The sequence below is a fragment of the Thioalkalivibrio sp. ALMg13-2 genome, from assembly GCF_000381185.1.
In the GTDB taxonomy this organism is placed as follows: Bacteria; Pseudomonadota; Gammaproteobacteria; order Ectothiorhodospirales; family Ectothiorhodospiraceae; genus Thioalkalivibrio; species Thioalkalivibrio versutus.
In genome coordinates this window covers 208244-229812 of sequence record NZ_KB906101.1, presented here as the reverse complement: position 1 = coordinate 229812, position 21569 = coordinate 208244, and the positions used below count along the sequence as shown (strand labels likewise).

Annotated in this window: 19 protein-coding genes and 1 pseudogene; 15 read left to right on the top strand and 5 right to left on the bottom strand. The window is 68.4% G+C overall.

The window, feature by feature from the left end:
* The first annotated feature begins 38 nt into the window (after positions 1 to 38).
* Positions 39 to 2483 (top strand): EAL domain-containing protein, encoded by a 2445-nt coding sequence (locus F618_RS0102565; protein ID WP_019567687.1) that lies wholly within the window; start codon positions 39 to 41, stop codon positions 2481 to 2483.
* Positions 2484 to 2593: 110 nt separating this feature from the next.
* Complete coding sequence (locus tag F618_RS0102560) at positions 2594 to 3385, top strand: ferredoxin--NADP reductase (RefSeq protein WP_018175830.1); 792 nt, start codon at positions 2594 to 2596, stop codon at positions 3383 to 3385.
* Between the two features lie 3 nt (positions 3386 to 3388).
* Here F618_RS0102560 and F618_RS0102555 read toward each other — a convergent pair whose 3' ends face one another.
* Complete coding sequence (locus F618_RS0102555; RefSeq protein ID WP_026287994.1) at positions 3389 to 3994, bottom strand: DNA-J related domain-containing protein; 606 nt, start codon at positions 3992 to 3994, stop codon at positions 3389 to 3391.
* Entirely contained in the window at positions 3991 to 4398 is a 408-nt protein-coding gene (locus F618_RS0102550; RefSeq protein WP_018939011.1) for a YchJ family protein, read from the bottom strand. Before F618_RS0102550 ends, F618_RS0102555 begins: the two co-directional genes overlap by 4 nt.
* A 130-nt stretch (positions 4399 to 4528) precedes the next feature.
* Here F618_RS0102550 and F618_RS0102545 point away from each other — a divergent pair, with 130 nt between their 5' ends.
* Entirely contained in the window at positions 4529 to 5374 is an 846-nt protein-coding gene (locus F618_RS0102545) for an SDR family oxidoreductase (RefSeq protein WP_019567686.1), read from the top strand.
* A gap of 281 nt (positions 5375 to 5655) precedes the next feature.
* Here F618_RS0102545 and F618_RS16555 read toward each other — a convergent pair.
* Positions 5656 to 5869 (bottom strand): annotated as a pseudogene (locus tag F618_RS16555) (hypothetical protein).
* Between the two features lie 508 nt (positions 5870 to 6377).
* Here F618_RS16555 and F618_RS0102540 point away from each other — a divergent pair.
* Positions 6378 to 9155: a valine--tRNA ligase gene (locus F618_RS0102540; protein WP_019567685.1), complete on the top strand. Its 2778-nt coding sequence runs from the start codon at positions 6378 to 6380 to the stop codon at positions 9153 to 9155.
* Positions 9156 to 9351: 196 nt separating this feature from the next.
* Here F618_RS0102540 and F618_RS0102535 read toward each other — a convergent pair whose 3' ends face one another.
* On the bottom strand, positions 9352 to 10026 hold the full coding sequence (locus F618_RS0102535) for a YdcF family protein (RefSeq protein ID WP_018937218.1): 675 nt from the start codon (positions 10024 to 10026) through the stop codon (positions 9352 to 9354).
* A 10-nt stretch (positions 10027 to 10036) separates the two neighbouring features.
* On the bottom strand, positions 10037 to 11350 hold the full coding sequence (locus F618_RS0102530; RefSeq protein WP_018145368.1) for an NAD(P)/FAD-dependent oxidoreductase: 1314 nt from the start codon (positions 11348 to 11350) through the stop codon (positions 10037 to 10039).
* A 221-nt stretch (positions 11351 to 11571) separates the two neighbouring features.
* Between F618_RS0102530 and F618_RS0102525 the strand changes: the two genes are divergently transcribed.
* The 11 genes from F618_RS0102525 to fabG all read left to right on the top strand — a co-directional run bounded on the left by F618_RS0102525 (position 11572) and on the right by fabG (position 21565).
* Complete coding sequence (locus tag F618_RS0102525) at positions 11572 to 11844, top strand: phosphopantetheine-binding protein (RefSeq protein ID WP_026182088.1); 273 nt, start codon at positions 11572 to 11574, stop codon at positions 11842 to 11844.
* Entirely contained in the window at positions 11841 to 12455 is a 615-nt protein-coding gene (locus F618_RS0102520) for a hypothetical protein (protein WP_018937219.1), read from the top strand. Before F618_RS0102525 ends, F618_RS0102520 begins: the two co-directional genes overlap by 4 nt.
* Positions 12452 to 13801 (top strand): AMP-binding protein, encoded by a 1350-nt coding sequence (locus F618_RS0102515; RefSeq protein WP_019567684.1) that lies wholly within the window; start codon positions 12452 to 12454, stop codon positions 13799 to 13801. The genes F618_RS0102520 and F618_RS0102515 overlap by 4 nt, the downstream gene beginning before the upstream one ends.
* 13 nt (positions 13802 to 13814) lie before the next feature.
* Positions 13815 to 14147: a hypothetical protein gene (locus F618_RS0102510; protein WP_018145364.1), complete on the top strand. Its 333-nt coding sequence runs from the start codon at positions 13815 to 13817 to the stop codon at positions 14145 to 14147.
* Positions 14144 to 15043 (top strand): lipid A biosynthesis acyltransferase, encoded by a 900-nt coding sequence (locus F618_RS0102505; protein ID WP_019563580.1) that lies wholly within the window; start codon positions 14144 to 14146, stop codon positions 15041 to 15043. The genes F618_RS0102510 and F618_RS0102505 overlap by 4 nt, the downstream gene beginning before the upstream one ends.
* A 58-nt stretch (positions 15044 to 15101) precedes the next feature.
* Positions 15102 to 15647, top strand: a complete 546-nt coding sequence (locus F618_RS0102500; RefSeq protein ID WP_019567683.1) for a LolA-related protein — start codon at positions 15102 to 15104, stop codon at positions 15645 to 15647.
* A gap of 270 nt (positions 15648 to 15917) precedes the next feature.
* Positions 15918 to 18323 carry an MMPL family transporter gene (locus tag F618_RS0102495; RefSeq protein ID WP_019567682.1) on the top strand — a complete coding sequence of 802 codons (2406 nt, stop codon included), beginning with the start codon at positions 15918 to 15920 and terminating at the stop codon, positions 18321 to 18323.
* 67 nt (positions 18324 to 18390) lie between these two features.
* A complete protein-coding gene (locus tag F618_RS0102490; protein ID WP_019567681.1) occupies positions 18391 to 19578 on the top strand; it encodes a beta-ketoacyl-ACP synthase in 1188 nt (395 codons plus the stop codon).
* Positions 19575 to 20354, top strand: a complete 780-nt coding sequence (locus F618_RS0102485; protein ID WP_019567680.1) for a beta-ketoacyl synthase chain length factor — start codon at positions 19575 to 19577, stop codon at positions 20352 to 20354. Before F618_RS0102490 ends, F618_RS0102485 begins: the two co-directional genes overlap by 4 nt.
* Positions 20355 to 20384: 30 nt before the next feature.
* A complete protein-coding gene (locus F618_RS0102480; protein WP_019567679.1) occupies positions 20385 to 20846 on the top strand; it encodes a hypothetical protein in 462 nt (153 codons plus the stop codon).
* Positions 20843 to 21565: a 3-oxoacyl-ACP reductase FabG gene (gene fabG / locus F618_RS0102475; protein WP_018175843.1), complete on the top strand. Its 723-nt coding sequence runs from the start codon at positions 20843 to 20845 to the stop codon at positions 21563 to 21565. Before F618_RS0102480 ends, fabG begins: the two co-directional genes overlap by 4 nt.
* Positions 21566 to 21569 lie beyond the last annotated feature (4 nt).

The window sequence follows — 21569 nt, the reverse complement described above, 5'->3', positions numbered from 1 at the left end:
CGGGGCCCGGCCCGCCACCAAAGGTTCAGCCCGCCGCCATGCCCGATCACCCGGACACCACGCGCTATCAGCGGATCTTCGAACAGGCGCCCGAGGCTCATCTGGTCCTCGACCGCAAGGGCGGGATCGTCGCGGCCAACTACGCCGCCTGCGAACTTCTGGGCTATACCAGCGCCGAACTGACCGGCGGCGTGCACATCACCGAGCTGGACCTGCAGGCCACTCAGGACGACGTGGACCAGGCCCACTCCAACCCCGAACAGCGCCTCCCCGCGCACTTCGAGAGCCGCTACCGGCATCGTGACGGTGGCGAATTTCCGGCCGAGGTGCACATCAACGCGATCCGCACGGACGGCGAGCTCGAGGTCTTCGCGACCGTCCGCGACATCACCCGCGAGCGTCAGTCGGAGCAGGCGCTGAAGAGCCTGGAGACCCAGCTGGGCGCGACCATTCGCCATGCCCCGCTGATCCTGTTCGCGCTAGATGCTGAAGGCTGCTTCACGCTATCAGAGGGAGCCGGCCTCCGGACCCTGGGATTAAAGCCAGGCGATGTCCTGGGCCGCGACGCCCGGGAAGTCTACGCCGACCAGCCCAACGTGATCGATGCCGTGGAACGCGCTCTGAGGGGGGATAGCTTCGACGACGAGGTCCGTATTGGCGACACCTATCTACGCGTCTCATGGATGCCGCTGACCGATGGGGAATCCAGCCGCCCAGGCGTGCTCGGCGTGGCCTGGGACGTCACCTCGCTGCGGGCCGCGGAGGCCGCCACGGGTGCCGAACGGGACCGCCTGCTAACCACGCTGCAATCAATCAGCGACGGGGTCATCACCGCAGACACCCACGGGCGCCTGACCTACCTGAACCCCGCCGCCCAGGTACTGCTGGGGCTGGATGCCACCAGCGCCCAGGGCCGCCTGGTGGACGAACTGCTGGACCTGGAAGACACCCGGACGGGGGCCAGCGTGCTCCGCCCGGTGGAACACTGCCTGAACCTGGGCGGTACCGTGGAATCGCCCGAACGCATACTGCATCGCGCCGACGGCGAAACCCGCGTGGTACGCATGCTGGCCTCGCCCCTGCAACGCCCGAACCGCGAGGCCCAGGGTGTGGTGGTCGTGCTGCACGACCACACCGAGCTGTGGCAGATGACCCAGCAGCTCAACCATCAGGCGACCCATGACGACCTCACCGGCCTGTGCAACCGCCGCGAATTCGAGCGGCGGCTGGACCAGGCCCTGCACATTCAGGAGGAGGGCGAGACGCCGCATGCGGTGTTCTACATGGACCTCGACCAGTTCAAGATCATCAACGACACCTGCGGTCACCAGGCCGGCGACGAGCTCCTGCGGGAACTCTCCGAGCGCCTGCGGCACCTGATCCGCGAGAACGACACCCTGGCTCGGCTGGGTGGCGACGAATTCGGCGTGCTGCTGTGCCACTGCCCGCCCGAACGCGCCGAGGCGATTGCCAGGAAGATGCTGGAGACCGTGCAGTCCCTGCGCTTCGCATGGGAGGGCCGGCGTTTCGATGTCGGCGTCAGCATCGGTCTGGTGCCGGTCAGCGGCCCGGAACAGACCCTGCCCGAGATCCTCAGCCAGGCGGACTCCGCCTGCTACGCCGCCAAGGAAAACGGCCGCAACCAGGTCTACGTCTGGCAGCCCAGCGACCAGGCCCTGCGCCGCCGACGCGGGGAGATGGAATGGGTCGGCCGCATCCGCTCGGCGCTGGAGGAAGGGCGCTTCGCGCTGTTCGGCCAGGCCGTCCACCCGCTGGGTCCAGTCGCCCCGGACCTTGCCCATGTCGAGGTGTTGATGCGCCTGCGCGACGAGGATGGCCGGCTGATCCCGCCGGGCAGCTTCATCCCGGCCGCAGAGCGCTACCACCTGATGCCGGATATCGACCGCCACATCATCGACAACGCCTTCGCCATGCTCGCCCGGCATCGTGCGCCGCGCGAGAACTCATCCCACTGCGACCCCACTCTGGCGATCAACCTCTCGGGCCAGTCGCTGGCGCAGGAGAGCATGCTGGAGTTCGTCACCGAGCGCCTGCAGCACTACGCGATCCCGCCGCGCTGCATCATCTTCGAGATCACCGAGACCGCGGCCATCAGCCACCACGAACGCGCCCAGAGCCTGATCCGCACCCTGCGCTACATGGGTTGTCGTTTCTCCCTGGACGACTTCGGCAGCGGTCTGTCGTCATTCGGGTACTTGAAGAACCTGCCGGTGGACTTCATCAAGATCGACGGCAGCTTCGTGCGCGATATTGCCCACAACGCGGTGGACTCGGCCATGGTCACGGCCATTCACCGCGTGGGTCATGTCCTCGGCCTGCGCACCATCGCCGAGTGTGTCGAATCAGCCGCGACCATGGACCGCCTGCGCGAGATCGGCCTGGACTTCGTGCAGGGCTTCTACCTGTCGGAACCGGCCCCGCTGGAGCAACACCTCACGCTCATCGACAGCAACGTCCGCTGACGAGCGATACCCATTTCCGAGTGTTTTCCTTGGTTTTTGCCGGCGCTTTCGCTTCCGGTGCGCGGACTTGCTAGCGTAGGACCGAACAATAATCGGAAAACCACGCACTTATGCCTTATTCGGAACAACGCATCACCTCCACGCACCGCTGGTCGGACAAGACCTTCAGCTTCACCACCACGCGCCCGGAGGGTCTGGAATTCAAGAACGGGCAATTCGTGACCCTGGGGCTGCGCCCCGAGGGCAAGCTGATTCCGCGTGCGTATTCGATCGTCTCCGAACCCGAGGCCGAGGAACTGGAATTCCTGAGCATCCACGTGCCGGATGGCGCCCTGACCAGCCGCCTGGCCGAGGCTGGACCGGGTGATTCAATCTGGATCAACACCAAGGTCACCGGCTCGCTCACCTTCGACTACGTGCAGCCAGGTCGCACCCTGTACATGCTGGCCACCGGCACGGGGCTCGCCCCGTTCATCTCGCTGATCCGCAGCCCGGAGCTGTTCGAGCACTTCGACAATGCAGTGCTGGTGCACAGCGTGCGTACCGTCGAGGAACTGGCCTACCGCCAGGAGATCGAGTCGCGCATCAGCGACCGCCTGCGCTACGTGCCGACCGTGACCCGCGAGAACCACGACTTCGCCTGCCCGATCGCGCAGCAGCCCTACGACAACAACCAGCGTGGCGCCGACATGTTCCGCTCCGGCGAACTGAGCCAGATCCTCGATCTGCCGCCCGCGGATCCGGAACACGACCGCGTAATGCTGTGCGGCAACCCGGCGATGAACCGCGAGATGAGCGAGTGGCTCACCGAACACGGCTGGACCCAGACCAACTACAAGGGCGTGGGTACCTTCACCGTGGAACAGGCGTTCGTGACCACCATGTCGGACTCGGACGACTGAACCTCAGCCCCGGACCAGCAGGACCCAGCGGGCCGCGTTGATCCGCTGCAGTTTGGCCGTGTCGCCACCCCGGTCCGGGTGGTGGCGCTGCGCCATCCGGCGGTACTGTCGGCGGATCGTGTCGGCATCCACCGGGTCCGCAAGCTCCAGCACCTCCAGCGCCTGCTCGCGTTGCTGGTCACGCCCCAGCTGCGACCAGAACTCGCCCAGAAGCGCCTCCACCGCCGACGCATCCATGGTTTCCAGCTGCGCCAGGTCGAGGTAATAGGCGCGCAGTGGATCATGCGTCGCCAGAAGCCCATCCACCGCGCCACCTTCCCGCACCGGCTCGATCCCGATATCCAGGCAGTGGATACGCAAGCCTTCGCCGCCCTCCGCAAGGCGGTCGCGCAGCCGGTAGAGGCAGTGGAACAGCACAAAGTGCGCCTGAAACAGGCTCAAGGGCTCCTGCAGCCGCGCCCCGGAAAACGGCTCCACGCCCGCGTCGCGCAACTGCGTGATCAGGGCGTGCTCGGTCAGCCCGTCCGACTGCATGCGCAGGCACTCCAGCACCCGATCCAGCAATGCCGGATGGACCGGTGACGCGACCGAATCCGAAGCGGCTGTCATGCGCCCGGAAACTCCCCGTCGACATACACCCAGCGCCCGTCTTCGCGGCGAAAACGACTGCGCTCGTGCAGGCGTACGCCCTGACCGCGCACCCGTGACCGGGCAATGAACTCGACCCAGCCTGACTCGTCGTCCGGCCCACCCGCCTCGGTCGCACGTATCGCGAGCCCCAGCCAGCGCTGTTCCGAATCCAGCTCCATGGATGCCGGGCGTGTCGCGGCCGCCCAGGTCGCCAGCAGATAGTCCTCACGCCCTTCCACAAACGCGGCATAACGCGAGCGCATCAGCGCCTCCGCCGTGGGCGCCGAGGCCGTACCATCCAGATACGGCCCACAGCAGGCGGCACGGTCCTGCCCGGACCCGCAGACACACGTGTCGACCTTCTTTCGGCTCGCCTTGCCCAAGCCCCATCTCCCGTTCATCTGCGTTCCAGTCAGCATGCCCGAGCTATCGCCCACGGTCGAACCCTCACTTTGGCACTGGTCTTTCGCCAGCGAAATCGGTAGCGTGCGTATCACGATCCCGGAGGGAACAATGGCCAACATCCTGATCATGGGCTGCGGCGATCTCGGCGGTGCCGTTGGCCAGCAACTTGCCCACGGCGGACACTCCGTCTGGGGCCTGCGCCGCCGGCCGGAGCACATCCCCAAGCCGATCCAGCCCCTGGCCGGCGACTTCGGCGTCGCGGACGGCCTGCCGGAGCTGCCGCCGGCGCTCGACACGGTTTATTTCATCGCCACCCCGGGCGAGTTCACCGAGCCCGCCTATCGTCGCGCCTATGTTGACGGCCTGCGCAACACCCTGACCGCCCTGGAACGGGCCAGCCCGCAGCCGCGCCGCGTTGTATTCGTCTCCAGCACCTCGGTGTACGGCGCCGACGACGGCCGCTGGGTGGACGAGGCCAGCCCCACCGAACCCACCCGGTTCTCCGGGCGCGCCCTGCGGGAAGCCGAGCAGTTGCTGGCCGACAGTCCCTTTCCCGGCGTGGTCGTGCGCTTTGGCGGCATCTATGGCCCGGGCCGCGAGTACCACCTGCGCAAGGTACGCGAGGGCGTGCGTGGTCAGCACGAAGCGCCGGTCTGGACCAACCGCATCCACCGCGATGACTGCGTGGGCCTGCTGACCCATTTGTTCCATCTGGATGACCCCGACCCGATTTATCTGGGCGTGGATGACGAGCCCGCCCTGCGCCACGAGCTGCTCGCCTGGCTGGCACAGGCGATGGAGATCGATCCGCCCGGCACACCGCCGATGCCCGAGGGCGAAGTCTCCGGCAAGCACTGCTGCAACAAGCGCCTGCATGCCAGTGGCTATCGCCTCCAGTATCCCGACTACCGCAGCGGCTACCGCGCCCTGCTCGACCACATCGCCACCACCTGAGCCGCCTCCTCGCCACGCAATGGCTCGGGCGTATTCATCCTCTCGTGTTTATGTTGCCTTTGGTCCACCGCCAGCCCCACGGTGGCTAGCCAGGGTTCGTCATCAGGTGTTTACGGTGGCTTCGTCCGGCCGCCTGCCAGGCGCTCTCTCGCGAGCGCACCGCGAGGCACTTTCTTGCTTGCCCAAGAAAGTGCCCAAAGAAGGGCACCCGGATTCCGCCCGGGAACCTTGCTCCAGGGCCCTCGGGCCGGCGGCGCTGAACTCGCTACGCTGCGCTTCGCTCAGACATCCAGCGCCTTCTCCCGGCCCGAGAACCCTTCCGCAAGGGGCTCCATACGGGAGGGGGAGGTCAAAACAGAAGGTATTCCGGCCCCGTGGCACAACAACAGGCACAGCCGCTCGAAGGCCCCCAGCGCCCGCTTCGCGGGCGCGGCACGCAACGGCCAAGGGCCAAGGGCCGAACGTGCCGAAGATGCTCGAAGACCTAGCCATCATCCACTGGCAAGCACGCTGGGATAGCCGTTGTTTTGACCTACCTCCCCGTTGTCGTCGCGCCGAGTGGAGAGGCTTTTCGCGGGACGATTCTAAATAGACACGGGGCGCTGGATGTCTGAGCGGAGCCGAAGGCGTAGCGAGTTCAGCGCCGCCCGCGAAAAGCCTCGGAGCGAGGGAAACCCCGGCCCGCGCAGCGGGCCGGGGTCGCGGCAGTCGGGCGTGTTTCTTGGGTACTTCTTTGCACGAGCAAAGAAGTACCTCGCGGCGCGCTGGCGAGTCAGCGCCTGGCAGTATGCGGACCGGAGGCACTGTAAACACCCAACGACGAACCGGGACCAGCCACAACAAGGCAGGCGGCAGCCTGGAGCCACCGTAAACACCGGAGGACGAACCAGAGCCAGCCTACACGGCAGACAACCGCCAAGGGCATATCCCCCGGGCGGCCAGCGCGCCGCGCCGTTATAATGCGCGGCTTTCCCTACACTCCGACCCGAGCGCGCCCGCGATCATGGACAAGAGCTTCGACCCGAAAAGCATCGAACAGACCCAGTACGACCGCTGGGAGGCCGCGAATATCTTCGCGCCGCCGGCGACGGGCGAGGCCAACTACTGCATCCTGCTGCCGCCACCGAACGTGACCGGCACCCTGCACATGGGGCATGCCTTCCAGCACACGCTGATGGACACCCTGATCCGCTACCGGCGGATGCACGGCGACCGCACCCTGTGGCAGGGCGGCACCGACCACGCCGGGATCGCCACGCAGATGGTCGTCGAACGCCAGCTGGCCGCCGACGGCAAGGGCCGCCACGACCTCGGGCGCGAGAAGTTCCTCGAGGCCGTCTGGGACTGGAAGGCCGAATCCGGCGGCACCATCACCCGCCAGATGCGCCGCCTGGGCGATTCCATGGACTGGTCGCGCGAGCGCTTCACCATGGACGACGGGCTGTCCGACGCGGTGCGCGAGGTCTTCGTGCGGCTGCACGAGGAGGGCCTGATCTACCGCGGCAAGCGCCTGGTCAACTGGGACCCGGTGCTGCACACCGCGCTCTCCGATCTCGAGGTCCTGTCCGAGGAAGAGGTCGGCCACCTGTGGCACTTCCGCTATCCGCTGGCCGACGGCTCTGGCCATCTGACCGTCGCGACCACCCGCCCGGAGACCATGCTGGGCGACACCGCCGTCGCGGTGCATCCGGAGGACGAGCGCTACCAGCACCTGATCGGCAAGACGATCCGGCTGCCGCTGGTCGGGCGCGAAATCCCGATCATTGCCGACGACTATGTCGAGGCCGAGTTCGGCTCTGGCTGCGTGAAGATCACCCCGGCGCACGACTTTAACGACTACGCCATGGGGCAGCGCCACGACCTGCCGGTGATCAACATCCTGACCATCGACGCCTGCATGAACGACAACGTGCCGGCCGCCTATCGCGGGCTGGACCGCTACCAGGCCCGGCAGAAGGTCCTCGACGACCTGGATACAGAAGGACTGCTCGAAAAGATCGACGACCACAAGCTGATGGTCCCGCGCGGCGACCGCTCCGGCACCGTGGTCGAGCCTTATCTGACCGACCAGTGGTACGTGAAGGCCGGCCCGCTGGCCGAACCGGCGATCAAGGCAGTGGAGGACGGCCGCATCCGCTTCGTGCCGGAAAACTGGTCGAAGACCTACTTCGAATGGATGCGCAACATCGAGGACTGGTGCATCTCACGCCAGATCTGGTGGGGCCACCGCATCCCAGCCTGGTACGACGCGGACGGCAACGTGTACGTGGGCCGCGACGAGGCCGAGGTGCGCGAGAAGCACGGCCTGGGCGCGGACGTAACCCTGGAGCAGGACGAGGACGTCCTCGACACCTGGTTCAGCTCGGCGCTGTGGCCGTTCTCCACCCTCGGCTGGCCGGAGAATGCGCAGGAGCTCCAGGACTTCTACCCGACCAGCGTGCTGGTCACCGGCTTCGACATCATCTTCTTCTGGGTCGCCCGCATGATCATGATGGGCGAACACTTCATGGGCGATGTCCCCTTCCGCGAGGTCTACGTCACCGGCCTGATCCGCGACTCGGAAGGCCAGAAGATGTCCAAGTCCAAGGGCAACGTGATCGACCCGATCGATCTCATCGACGGCATCAGCGCCGACGACCTGGTCGCCAAACGCACCCGCGGCCTGATGCAGCCGCAGATGGCGCAGAAGATCGAGAAGGCCACGCGCAAGGCCTTCCCCGACGGCTTCCCCGCCTTTGGCACCGATGCCCTGCGCTTCACCCTGGCGGCACTCGCCACCACCGGGCGCGACATCAAGTTCGACCTCGGCCGCATCGAGGGCTACCGCAACTTCTGCAACAAGCTGTGGAACGCCTCGCGCTTCGTGCTGATGAACGTCGAGGGCCACGACTGCTCCGCCGCGGCCGATACCGCGGAGCACCGCACGCTGGCCGATCGCTGGATCCTTGACCGCCTGGCCGCCACCGCCGCGACCGCCACGCAGCAGCTCGATGCCTACCGCTTCGACCTCGCCGCGCAGACACTCTACGAGTTCACCTGGCACGACTACTGCGACTGGTACCTGGAGCTGACCAAGCCGGTGCTGAACGACGACGCCACGCCGGAGGCGGTCAAGCGCGCCACGCGCAATACCCTGGTCACCGTGCTCGAGGCCCTGCTGCGCCTGCTGCACCCGGTGACCCCGTTCATCACCGAGGCCATCTGGACCAACGTGAAACCGCATGCCGGCATCACGGATGACATCGAATTCCTGGTGCAGCGCCCCTGGCCCGGCCGCGACGGCTTCCCGCGTGACGCGACCGCCACGGCCGAGCTCGACTGGGTGAAGGACTTCATCACCGGGCTGCGCCGCATCCGCGCGGAGATGGACATCGCTCCCGCCAAACCGCTGCCGGTGCTGGTAAAGAACTGGACCGACGCCGACCAGGAGCGCTACACCCGCCACCGTGGCCTGCTGGAGTTCCTCGCCAAGCCCGAGAGCGTCACCTGGCTGGACGCCGCCGACGAGGCCCCGGAATCGGCGATGGCCCTGGTCGACGACATGCAGCTGCTGATTCCGCTGGCCGGGCTGATCGACAAGGACGCCGAGCTCGCGCGCCTGGACAAGGAAATCGGCAAGCTCGACAAGAACCTCGAACAGAGCGAGCAGCGGCTTTCCAACGCGAGCTTCGTCGACCGCGCCCCGGCCGACGTGGTGCAGAAGGAACGCGACCGCGTCGCCGAGATGCACGCCACCCGCGACCAGCTGGCCGCCCAGCGCGAACGCATCCGCGCGATGTGAGGGCGCTGTTCACCACGAGGCACACGCAAAAGACCGGAAAAGCATGTACGGGAGACGGGAAGGATCCAGGCTGACGGGCCGTACTGAGGACCGGCTGCACCCAAGGCGGTAGTAGCCTCGGGCCCATACCCCTTGAATCCCTGTTGATCGCTCTTGCCCGCCTTCGTGTCTTCGTGCGCTTCGCGCTTGAAGAACATCAGCTGATCCGTTCGAGCATGCCCCGGTGGCGGATCAGGCGCGCCAGGGTGCGGCCGGTGTGGTACCAGTGCAGCATCCAGCATTCGCGCGCCAGTCGCGCCGCCGATACGGTGGAGCCCGGCTCCGCCGGACAGGGGCAGACGCGCAATCCCATGCCGCGCGCGATGGCAACCGCCCGGGCGAGATGGAAGCGACTGGTCACCAGCACCAGGGGCGCATCACCGGCCTCCGCCGTCGCCGTCAGCAGATCGCGCGCATTGCGCAGATTCTCCAGCGTATGCCGCGAGGCGTCTTCGGTACGGATGCGCGTCGCCGCGATCCCGTGGTGTTGCAGAAAGGCCGCGCCCGCGGCGGCCTCGCTGGGAGCCCCGACGGAGGTCTGCCCACCCAGCACCAGGATCCGGGCATCGGGGTTCCGGCGCGCCAGACGCACGGCACGCAGCAGGCGCAGGCGGTAGCCCGGACCGGGCGCGCCCGACTCCAGCTGCTGCCCCAGCACCAGGATGCAGTCCCCGCGCCCGGGGCAGCGCCGCCGCCGCGACCAGTGCACGGTGTAGAGCCACAGCGCCAGCCAGGACAAGCCGCCGGTGGCCAGGATGATCAGATTCGACAGCGCAAAGGTCGCCAGGCCGTCCGGCCCGATGCGACCCAGTCCGACGCGCACCTCGCCCACGGGAGCCTTCTCAGGCCTCGTCTTCGGGCGTGGTGCCGCCGGTGAAGTGCAGCCGCGCGTTGCGCCGGCGCCGCGCCCAGAAGGCCAGGGCCCGCGGCAGGTTCAGCGCCATCTGCACGTAGTACACCGTCTTGAAGGCGCGCAGGGACCACTGCACACGGGTATTGCGGTAGACATCCCCGGCCAGCAGCGAGATCACCGCCTGCTCCATCCCGAAGGTATTGCGCGGACCCATGAACAGCTTGCGCATCACCGGGCTGTTGAAACGATAGATCAACCAGGAGAAACGGCGGACGCCACGGCGCACGTCGCGCTCAAAGGCACGCAGATAGCGTGCGGAGCGCGCCGGATGCTCCAGGCAGCGATCCACCGCATCGGCGGCGCGGAAGCCCCCCGACATCGCGATATAGACCCCGCTGGAGAACACCGGGTCGACAAAGGTGAACGCATCGCCGACCAGCAGATAACCCGGGCCGTGGGCCTGACTGGAGCGGTAGGAGAAATTGCCAGTGGCGTTGACCGGGCCGGCCAGCTCCGCGCCCTGCATGCGTTCGAAGGCCGGCGGGCAGAGCTTCAGCGTGTCCCACAGGAACGTCTCGGGCTTGGTCTTGCGCGTCTTCAGGTATTCGGGAAAACAGACCGCGCCCACGCTCATCGCCCCGTCGCGCAACGGGATCATCCAGATCCAGCCGTGCTGGAACCAGTAGATACTGATGTTGCCGGCATCGCGCCCGGCACGCCGCGGCACGTTGTTGAAGTGCCCGAAGATCGCGGCGCTGTTGTGTTCCGGGTTGCGCGCCTTCAGGTCAAGACGGCGCGCCAGGAAGGTATCGCGACCGGAGGCGTCGACCACGAAATCGGCCTCGAACTCCAGCGTGTTGCCGGAAGCATCGCGCGCGGTGACCTGCTGGGTCCCGCCCTTGGCGGGATCGGCCAGGGCGACATCGAATACAGTGACCTCTTCCAGCACCCGCACACCCAGGCGGGCGCTGTTTTCCAGCAACAGGTGGTCGAACTCCGAACGCCGCACCTCGCATGCCGACGCGGGTGTGTCGTCGTTCAGGGCACGCTCGAAGTAATAGGTTCGCGGCGCGTCGGGCGCCTCGGGGATGGTGAACTCGGCCCCGTGCTTGGGGATGCCGATTGCCGCGATGGCCTCGGCCACGCCCAGTTCCTCGAACAACGGCATATTCATCGGCAGCAGGGATTCGCCGATGTGGAAGCGTGGATGCCGGGCCTTTTCCAGCAGCACCACGTCGCGCCCCTTCTGCGCCAGTCGGGAGGCCACCGTGGAGCCGGCGGGGCCTCCTCCGATCACCACCACCTGGCAGCGCCCGTCGGTTACGGCTTCCTGTCCCGGTTGTCTCAAATCACGTCTCCGCTTGCCCGCCCGCAACCCCAGATAAGGCGACCCGGTCTGGTCGCGAGGGTACCACGGCCCCTCGGGTGTGGGTATCATCGGCGCCCACAGCAGGGTGACCCTCGCGCGAACGGCAAGTTCGGAGGCGATCACAAAATGCGCACATCACTGCACCGGGGGAACACGTGCCATCACAAACAGCGTTCGAACAGGAAGTCGCCCAACTGATCGTGGACAGCCTTAATCTGGAGGAGGTCGCGCCGGAGGAAATCGAGCCGGAAGATGCGCTGTTCCGTGAAGGACTGGGGCTGGATTCCATCGATGCCCTGGAGCTGGCCCTGGCCATCTCCCGCGCCTACGGCGTCCAGATCCGGTCGGATGACGAAAACAACCGCGAGATCTTCGCGTCCTTGCGTGCGCTGAGCGCCCATATCGAGGCCAACCGAGCCACGTCGTGAACACCCCACTCGCCGCCTGCGTGGCCCTGAGTTATCCGGTCGCGGTCGTCCTCGGCGTGACCTTCGAGATCCCGCTGGTGCCGCTGGCGGTCCTGGCCAGCCTGATCCTGGTGGCTGCATGGGCCTCGCTGGCCGCCACCGGACGTGGCGTGCTGGCCGCGAGCCTGGCCGTGGGCATAAGCCTGTTGCTCCTCGGCGGGATGGCCACCTGGCTGCTGTACGCATTGCCGGTACTCATCATGGGGCTCTTGTCGCTTCTGTTCGCGCGTTCGCTACGCAGCGACTCCACCCCGCTGATCACGCGCTATGCCCTGGCCATGGGGGCCTCCGACACCCCCGCGGTGCACCGCTACACGCGCAACCTCACCATTACCTGGGCCCTGCTGTGTGCCGGACTGGCGATCGTGTCCGCCTGGCTGGCGCTGTTCGCCACCGCCACCACCTGGGCCCTGTTTGCCAACGGGATCAACTACCTTTTGCTGGCCGGCCTGTTCCTGCTGGAGTATCCGCTGCGCCGCTGGCTCCTGCGCGACGAGCCGCACAACGGCTTCCTGGCCTACCTGATGGAGCTGGCGCGGGTCGATCACCACCGGATGCTGAGGCACCCGTGACAGATACCCCGCAGGTCACTCGACCACTGATCGCCGACACGCCCGCCCCGCTGGCGCGCATCGGCGACCGGGCGATCTCGCGTGCCGCCTTCCTCGCCGACGCACAGGCGCTGGCCGCACGCCTGCCGCAGGCGCAGGCGGCCTTCAACCTGTGCCAGGACCGCTACCACTTCGCGGTCGCCTTTGCCGCCATTCTGCTGCGCGGCCAGGTCAATCTGCTGCCCCCGAACCGCGGGAGCACCACCCTGGCCGAGATCGCCAGCCAATACTCGGACGCGCCCGCCCTGGTCGACGGCCCGGATGCCGAGATCGCAATCCCGATCCTGCGGGTATCCGCCCGCGGCGAAGCGGGCGAGGCCACCGGGGCGATCCCCGAGATCCCCGCCGACCAGACCGCTGTTCTGGCCTTCTCCTCCGGCAGCACCGGCACCCCCACGGCCCATGCGCGGACCTGGAAGGCCCTGCATGCTGTCACCTGGCAGGCGCTGGAATGCTTCGATCTGGTGGATGGCTCCGGACCGACCCTGATCGGCACGGTCCCGCCGCAGCACATGTACGGTCTGGAGTCCACGCTCCTGTACGCCCTGCTGGGGCACGCCACCCTGCTCGCCGGACGCCCGTTCTACCCCGAGGACATCCGTGCCGCACTGGCGGACTGCACCCCGGCCGTTCTGGTCACCACACCTTTTCATCTGAGCGCCTGCCTGCGTGCGGGGCTGGAGTGGCCGACCCCGGAACGCATCCTCTGCGCAACCGCGCCCCTGGACCCGGAAACGGCCGGCCAGGCCGAACGGGTGTTCGGCTGCCGGCTGGACGAGATCTACGGTTGCACCGAGGCCGGCGCCATTGCGACCCGCCGCACCACCCGCGAATCCGACTGGACGGCCTACCCCGGGGTGCAACTGCGCCGCAATGACGACGGCCTCGCGCGCGTCCAGGGACCCCAGCACCCCGAAGCGGTCCCGCTTCCGGACCACATCGAGGTCCGGGACGTCGGCCACTTCCGCATGGAGGGGCGCCTCGCCGATCAACTGAACATCGCCGGCAAACGCGCCTCCCTGGCCGATCTCAACCGCCGGCTCAACGCAATCCCCGGGGTACTCGACGGGGTGTTCATTCCGCCGGGCACCGATCAGGAAGCGCACGGCGTGACCCGGCTGGCCGCCCTGGTGGTGGCACCGGATCGCAGCGCGGCCGAAATCCAGGCCGCACTGGCCGAGTGCATGGACCCGCTGTTCCTGCCGCGCCCGCTGGTCCGCGTGGAGCACCTGCCGCGTTCGGCCACCGGCAAGCTGCCGCGCCAGATCCTGCTGGACCTGCTCGCCCACCACGGCCAGTGCGCCTGAGCCGCCCGCCCTGATGCAGACCCTCATCCAGTCCACCATTCGCCGCATCGGGGCCGGTCACCCATCCCTTCCCGGACACTTCCCTGGTCACCCGGTGGTGCCCGGCGTGGTCATCCTCGACCAGGTCGCGGCGGTGGCCCACGCCCACGGTCTCGGGCCGGTCGAGGCCCTCCCCCAGGTCAAGTTCCTCGCACCCCTGGGACCCGAGACGGCATTCCGGGTCGAGATCGATCCGCCCGGGCACGGCGGCCGTCAGGCCTTCCGCGTACTCGCGGCGGATGGCGAGGCCCCCGTCACCTTCTGTGCCGGCCAACTGATCACGACTCACGACACCGCGGACGCATGAGCCGCGGCTGGTTTCAGCAGGCGGAACGGGGCTCGCCCCTGGCCCTGCGCATCATCCTCTGGGTGGCCCTGAATCTCGGGCGCCGCGCCAGCCGCACCCTGCTCTACCCGATCACGGCCTACTTCCTGCTGTTCGCACCGCAGTCGCGCCGCCACAGTCGCAACTACCTGCGCCGCGTCCTGGGGCGCGAACCGCGCCTGGGCGATTTGGCCCGGCACCTGCACTGCTTTGCGGCGGTCATCCTCGACCGCGTCTTCCTGCTCGCCGGCAAGGACGCCTGTCTGGACATCCAGGTACACAACCGCGAGACCTTCCTGGAACACGTGGACAGTGGCCGCGGCGCGATCCTGCTGGGCGCGCACCTGGGCAGCTTCGAGGCCCTGCGGGCGCTGGCGGTGGGCAAGTACGACTTTCCGGTCAAGGTCCTGATGTACAACGACCATAACCAGAGCATCACCCAGGTCCTGGAGGCGCTGAATCCCGAGGTCGCCGCCTCGGTGATCCCGCTGGGGCGTACCGAGACCCTGATCCAGGCCCGCGAGTGCTTGGATCGCGGCGAGCTGATCGCAACACTGGGCGACCGCGTCGCCGAGAGCGACAAGATGGTCGCCTGCAACTTCCTCGGCGACACTGCGCTGTTCCCGCAAGGCCCGCTGCTGCTGGCCGCGGTGCTCAAGGTCCCGGTGATCCTGTGCTTCGGGCTCTATCGCGGGGGCAACCGCTACGATATCTTCTTTGAACCTTTCGCCGAGACCATCGAGGCCCCGCGCGGGCAGCGCGATGCAGCCCTGGCACACTGGGTACAGCGCTACGCCGATCGCCTCGAGGCGCGGGTGCGCGAGGCCCCCTACAACTGGTTCAACTTCTATGATTTCTGGGACGATGCATCCAAATAGGCGAGCCCATGGCTTTGGCCCGCGTATCCGCCAGTCCGGCATTACGCTGATCCTGGCCTTGGGCCTGCTCGTCCCTGTTTCGGCCCTGGCCAACGACACCCTCGGCGCCTTGCTCGAAGCCCTGACCACCGAGCGCGCGGCGACCCTCGCGTTCGAAGAACGCCGCGACGACCCGATGCTGGAATTCCCGGAGACCCGCTCGGGCTCACTGGCCTTCGAGCCCCCCGATACCCTTACCCGCCAGGTCGACGGCCCGCGTGGCGAGACCGTGCACATCGAGGGCGACACCCTCACCCTGGAACGCCGCGGCACCAGCCGCGAGATCGACCTCAACGAACAGCCCGCCCTGGCCACCCTGGCCGGGTTGTTCCGCGCCCTGCTGACCGGCGACCGCGAGACCCTGGAGAGCGACTTCGAGATCGACGTCACGGGGGGCATCGACGCCTGGACCCTGGAGCTGGTCCCGCAGGATCGCACCCTGCGCCGCATGGTCCCCGAACTGACCCTGAAAGGCGCCGACGGCGAACTGCACGAACTGGTCACCATCGAGGCTGGCGGCCACCACAGCCGCATGCGTTTCGAACCGCCGCAGTACGCGGACTAGTGGTCCTTCAATGGGATCATTGCGGGTTCAGCGCTCCTGTGGCGTTTCGCTGCAAGGCGCGGTGCGCAGGCAATGGCCGCAGCCCTTGGCAAGCGCCGCAACGCCGCAGCGGAGCGCCACAGGAACGCCCGAAGGGTTGGTCTGTCAACGCCCATGGCCGCGTTCCGGCTCTTGTAAAGGGCTATGACCATTGCCTGCGAGCCGCGCCTTGCCCTGAACGTTGACAGACCAACTGAACCCGTAATGATCCCATTGAAGGACCACTAGCCCTTGCTGCGCCGCCACCCCTCCCGCGTTGCCCTGACGCTCTGGCTGGCCGCCCTGCTCCTGGCCACGCTGACGCTGACCCTGCGCGGCGAACTGGTCACCGACCTCCAGGGCTTTGCCCCGGACCCGGTCAGCGCGGACGGGATCGCCCTGGACCCCGGGGCCGGCCCCGCCGGACGCATGCTGCTGCTGGCCATCGCCGGTGGCGAGGCCCGCGAGCGGGCGGCAGCCAGCGACGCACTGGTCGCGGCCCTGGACGATGCCCCCGATGTTGCCGGCATCCACAACGGCCGCCTCGACCCCGACGACCCGGCGCTGGATTTCCTGATCGAGCATCGCTACCTGCTAAGCCCCCGGGTCGATGCCGAACACTTCAGCCAGGACCGCCTGAGCGAACACCTGGAGGCCCGCCGCGACGACCTCGCCAGCGCCGTCCCGGAACTGCCGCGGGAACTGATCCCGCGTGACCCCACCGCACAGGCCCGGGTCGTCCTGGAGCAGCTCGCCGCCACCGGTGGCCAGGCGACGACCGGCGCCGAAGGCATCTGGGTCACCCCCGACCGGAGACGGGCCCTGCTGGTGCTGCGGAGCGCGGCCGACGGCATGGACCTGGATGCCCAGGCCGCCCTGATCGAACGCACGCACGCGGCCTTCAGCGCCATCGACGAACCGAATCTGCAGCTGCAGATTGCCGGCCCGGCGGTGATCGCGGTGGACTCCCGCGCCACCATCCGCGGCGAGGTGACCTGGATCACCGCAGGCGCCAGCGTCGCGCTGGCCCTCCTGCTGCTGGCGGTGTTCCGCCATCCGCACCCGGTCTGGCTGGCGGCCGTGCCACTGGCCAGCGGCATCCTGATCGCCGCGGCCGTGGTTACGCTGGTCTTCGGACACCTGCACGGGATCGCGCTGGCCTTCGGCATCACCGTGCTGGGCATTGCCCTCGACTACCCGCTGCACCTGTTCGCCCATGCACAACGAGGCGATAGTGAACCGGCCGGCGGCAAACGGGCCGACGGCGGGCGCCTCCCGCAGGTCGCGCGCGAGCTGTGGCCCGCCATTGCCCTGGGAGCCGGCAGCACGGTACTGGTGTATGCCCTGATGGCAATGACCGGGTTCTCCGGCATGGCCCAGCTCGGGCTGTTCGTATTGACTGGCGTGGCCGTGGCCGCCGTGGTCACCCGCTGGATCCTGCCCACGCTGGTCCCCACCCGCTTGCAGCGCGAGGGCCTGCCGCCGCTGCGCCTGCCCCTGCCCACGGGTCTCGCCCAGCCCCCCGCCATCGCGCGCTGGGGCCTCGCCCTGCTGGCCCTGGCCGCGATCGCCGTGGTCGCGAGTGCCGACCCCTTCCCCTGGGAGGATCGTCTGTCCGCCCTGCACCCGGTAGCGGAGGACCAGGTTGCGCTCGACCAGGACCTGCGCAGCGCCCTGGGGCTGCCGGACGTCCGCCATGCCCTGCTGGTCAGCGGCGAGACGCCGGAGCAAGCCCTGCGCGCCAGCGAGGCCCTGACGCCGCGCCTGGAGGCGCTGCGCGAGACCGAGGCCCTGGACGGCTTCGGCCATGCCGCGGACGTTCTGCCCAGCCGGGCACTGCAGCGCGAGCGTCAAGCCGCGTTGCCGGAACCCGATACCCTGCGCGCAGGCCTGGAGGTGGCGAGCGCAGGGCTGGGGTTTCGCGACGGGGCCTTCGAGCCCTTCGTGAACGACATCCAGACGGCCCGCCAGCAAGACCTGCTGGAACCCGAGGGCCTTCCCGACGGGCCGCTGCGCAATGCCCTGGAACCCCTGCTCCAGCCCCGCGATGACGGCACTGGCTGGATCGCCTGGGTGCGCTTACAGGGCGTCCATGACCCCGATGCCCTGACCCGCTGGGCCGAAGACGCGCCTCTGGCCAGCGTGCCGGAACTGGACGGGGTGGGCATCCGCCACATCGACTTCTTCCGCGCCTCCGAAGAACTGGTGATCGGCTTTCGCGTCGAGGCCCTGCAACGGCTCGCGCTGGGAATGGTCGCGGTGGCCCTCCTGCTGCTGGTCGTCACCCGGGCGCCGGGACGCAGCCTGCGTATCCTGTCCGCGGTGGGCACCGGGTTGCTGCTGACCCTGGCCACACTGATCCTGCTGGGCATCCAGCTGTCGCTGTTCCACCTGATCGCGTTACTGCTGATCACCGGGCTGTGCCTGGATTACGCCGTGTTCTTCAGCCGCCCGCTGCGGGATGCCACGGCGCGCCTGCGCAACCTGCGCTCGGTCAGTGTGTGTGCGCTGTCCACGTTGGTGGTGTTCGGTCTGTTGGCCCTGTCCAGCCTTCCGGTCTTGCAGGCCATGGGCCTCACGGTGGTGCTGGGCGTGGTATTTTCCTTCCTCGCAGCGGCCCTGCTGGCCCCCGAGGCCAGCCGCCGGCAAACTGCCTGAAGCAACGCCGAACTGGCCCAATCCACCCGGAAACCCCTCCGGCCACAACCCGCAGATACGCCCGTCCATGGACCCCCTGGTCATCACTGCCCACACCCTGACGAGTGCCGCCGGCACCGGGATCGCCGCCAACGCCGAGGCCCTGCGCAGCGGCACCAGCGGACTGCGTGCCTGCGACCTGGAGCGCGTCAACCTGGACACCTACGTCGGCCGCGTGCCGGGTGTGGAAGCCATCGCCCTCGAGGGTGCCCTGGCCCCGTTCCAGTGCCGCAACAACCAGCTGGCCGAACTGGGGCTGCGCCAGGACGGCTTCGTCGCTGCGGTGGCGGCTGCAGTGGAGCGCCACGGGGCCGATCGGGTAGCCGTTTTGCTGGGCACCAGCACCTCCGGGATCGCCGCCACCGAGGCCGCGTACCACCGGCGTGACCCGCAGACCGGGGCCCTGCCACCCGACTACGACTACCAGCACACCCAGAACATGTTCTCGCTGGCCGACTTTGTTGCCACCCGCCTCGGCCTGTCCGGCCCCGCCATGGTGGTCTCCACTGCCTGCTCGTCCAGCGCCAAGGTCTTTGCCGACGCGCGGCGCTACATCGCGGCGGGACTGTGCGACGCCGCCGTGGTCGGTGGCGTCGACAGCCTGTGCGGCATGACGCTGTACGGCTTCAACGCCCTGCAGCTGGTCGCCGCCCAGCCCTGCACCCCACTGGATCGCGACCGGACCGGGATCTCCATCGGCGAGGCCGCCGGCTTCTTCCTGCTGGAGCGCCCCTCCGCGAATGCCCACGGCGCACGGCTGACCGGTTACGGCGAATCCAGCGATGCCCACCACATGTCCGCCCCGCACCCGGAAGGCCTGGGGGCCGCGACGGCACTACAGCAAGCCCTGGACCGTGCGGGGCGGCAAGGCGACGAGATCGACTATGTGCTGATGCATGCCACCGCGACCCCGGCCAACGACCGTTCCGAGGCCCGCGCCCTGATCCACCGCCTGGGCCCGACCCCGCGCGCGGTGGGCAGCAAGGGCCTGACCGGGCATACCCTCGGGGCCGCCGGCGCGGTGGGGGTCGCGCAGGCACTGGCCAGCCTGGCCGGCGGCTTCGTGCCGGCGACCGCCGGGCTGCGGCACCCGGACCCGGAACTGGGCCTGGATGCACGGGCAGAGACCGAGGAACGCCCGGTTCGGCGGGTCCTGGTCAACGCCTTCGGGTTCGGCGGAAACAACTGCAGCCTGCTGCTGGAGGCACCGCAATGAACACCATCGGTCTGCATGCGGTCGGACTGCTGGGCCCGGGACTGGACGACTTCGAGACCGCCCGCGCCATCCTCGCCGGCACGGCGCCTCTGGCGGGTGATGCGATCAATATCCCACCCGTGCGGCTGCTCCCCGCCAACGAGCGTCGACGCACCACGACCACGATTCGCCTGGCCCTGAAGGTGGCGGAAGAGGCCACAACCGACAGCGATCGCAGCCAACTGCGCAGCGTGTTCGCCTCGTCCTCCGGCGACATGGACATCATCGATCGCATCTGCGACGCGCTCACCCAGCCGGAGCCGGTGGTTTCGCCGGTCCAGTTCCACAATTCGGTGCACAACGCCCCGGCCGGTAACTGGTCGATCGCCACCCGCAACCCCGCCCCGGCGACCGCCGTATCCGGCTACAACGCCACGGTGGCCGCCGGCTTGCTGGAGGCCGCGACGCTGCAACAGTGCGAGGGTGGCGAGGTGCTGCTCACCTGCTACGACGTACCGTCGATGGAGACATTCATCCGCGTGCGCCCAATCCACCATGCGTTCGCGGTCGCCCTGCGCCTGGGGCCGGTGGAGGGCGCCACCTGGCGGCTGCAGATGGACCTCAAGGGACCCGCCACCGCCGATCGCTGCGGGGCAGACGAACTGGAGGCCCTGCGCGAGAGCAACCCGGCGGCACGCGCCCTGCCGCTGCTGGAGCAACTGGCCCGGGGCACGGCCGGCCATGTTACGCTTGACGCCCCGTTGGGCCGGTCGCTGAGCATCCGCATCGAGCCCTGAACAATCGCTTGGATCAGGAAGATCCCGCGCATGCCATCCCGACCCGAAACCCTGGATCACGACGCCATCTGCCGGCTGCTGCCGCACGCGGGGGCGATGTGCCTGCTGGATTCGGTAGAGGCCTGGTCCGACGACGCCATCCACTGTCGTGCCGACAGCCACCGGGATCCGGCCAACCCGCTGCGCGGGGAAGGCGGCCTGCATGCCCTGGGGGCACTGGAATACGGCGCCCAGGGCATGGCCGTGCACGGGGCGCTGCTGGCGGATGGCGGCCCGCCCCGGGCCGGCTACCTGGCGGCCGTGCGCAACCTGCAACTGCGGGTCCAACGTCTCGACGGCCTCGACGACCCGCTGGAGATCCACGCCGAACGCATCCTGTCGGATACCCACAGCTCGATCTACGACCTGCGGGTCACCGCCGGTGGCCGGCCGGTGCTGAGCGCCCGCGCGACGGTGATCCTGCAACCCGCCGACGAGGAAAAGACCCCGTGACTGCACGCGCCCTGATTACCGGAGCCAGCGGCGCCATCGGCGCCGCCATTGCCCAAGCCCTGGCCGCGGCTGGCCATGAGGTGATCCTGCACGCCCATCGCAATGCCGACGCGGCCGAAGCAACAGCCGCGGCCATCCGCGCCGACGGCGGCCAGGCCCGCGTGCTGGTGTTCGACATCACCGACGAGGGGGCCTGCCGCGAGGCCCTGGAGCCCCTGGCGGCCGAGCAACCGGTGCAGATCCTGGTGCATAACGCAGGCATCCATGACGATGCGCCGCTGGCCGGAATGCGCCGCGAACAGTGGGACCGACCGATCGACGTCGGACTGAACGGCTTCTACAACGTCACCCAGCCACTACTGCTGCCGATGATCACCACCCGCTGGGGCCGGGTCGTGGCGATCTCCTCCGTCGCCGGGCAGATCGGCAATCGCGGCCAGACCAACTATGCAGCGGCCAAGGCCGGGCTCCATGGCGCCATTCGCTCGCTGGCCCAGGAGGTCGCCTCGCGCGGGATTACCGCCAACGCGGTCGCCCCCGGCATCATCGAAAGCCCGATGAGCGATTCGAGCTTCGATGCCGACCGCATCCGCACCATCGTACCCATGCGCCGTGCCGGCCAGCCCGCGGAGGTCGCGAGTGTGGTCGGCTTCCTCGCCAGCGAGGGCGCCAGCTACGTGTCCGGTCAGGTGATCGGCGTCAACGGCGCCCTCGCCTGACCCC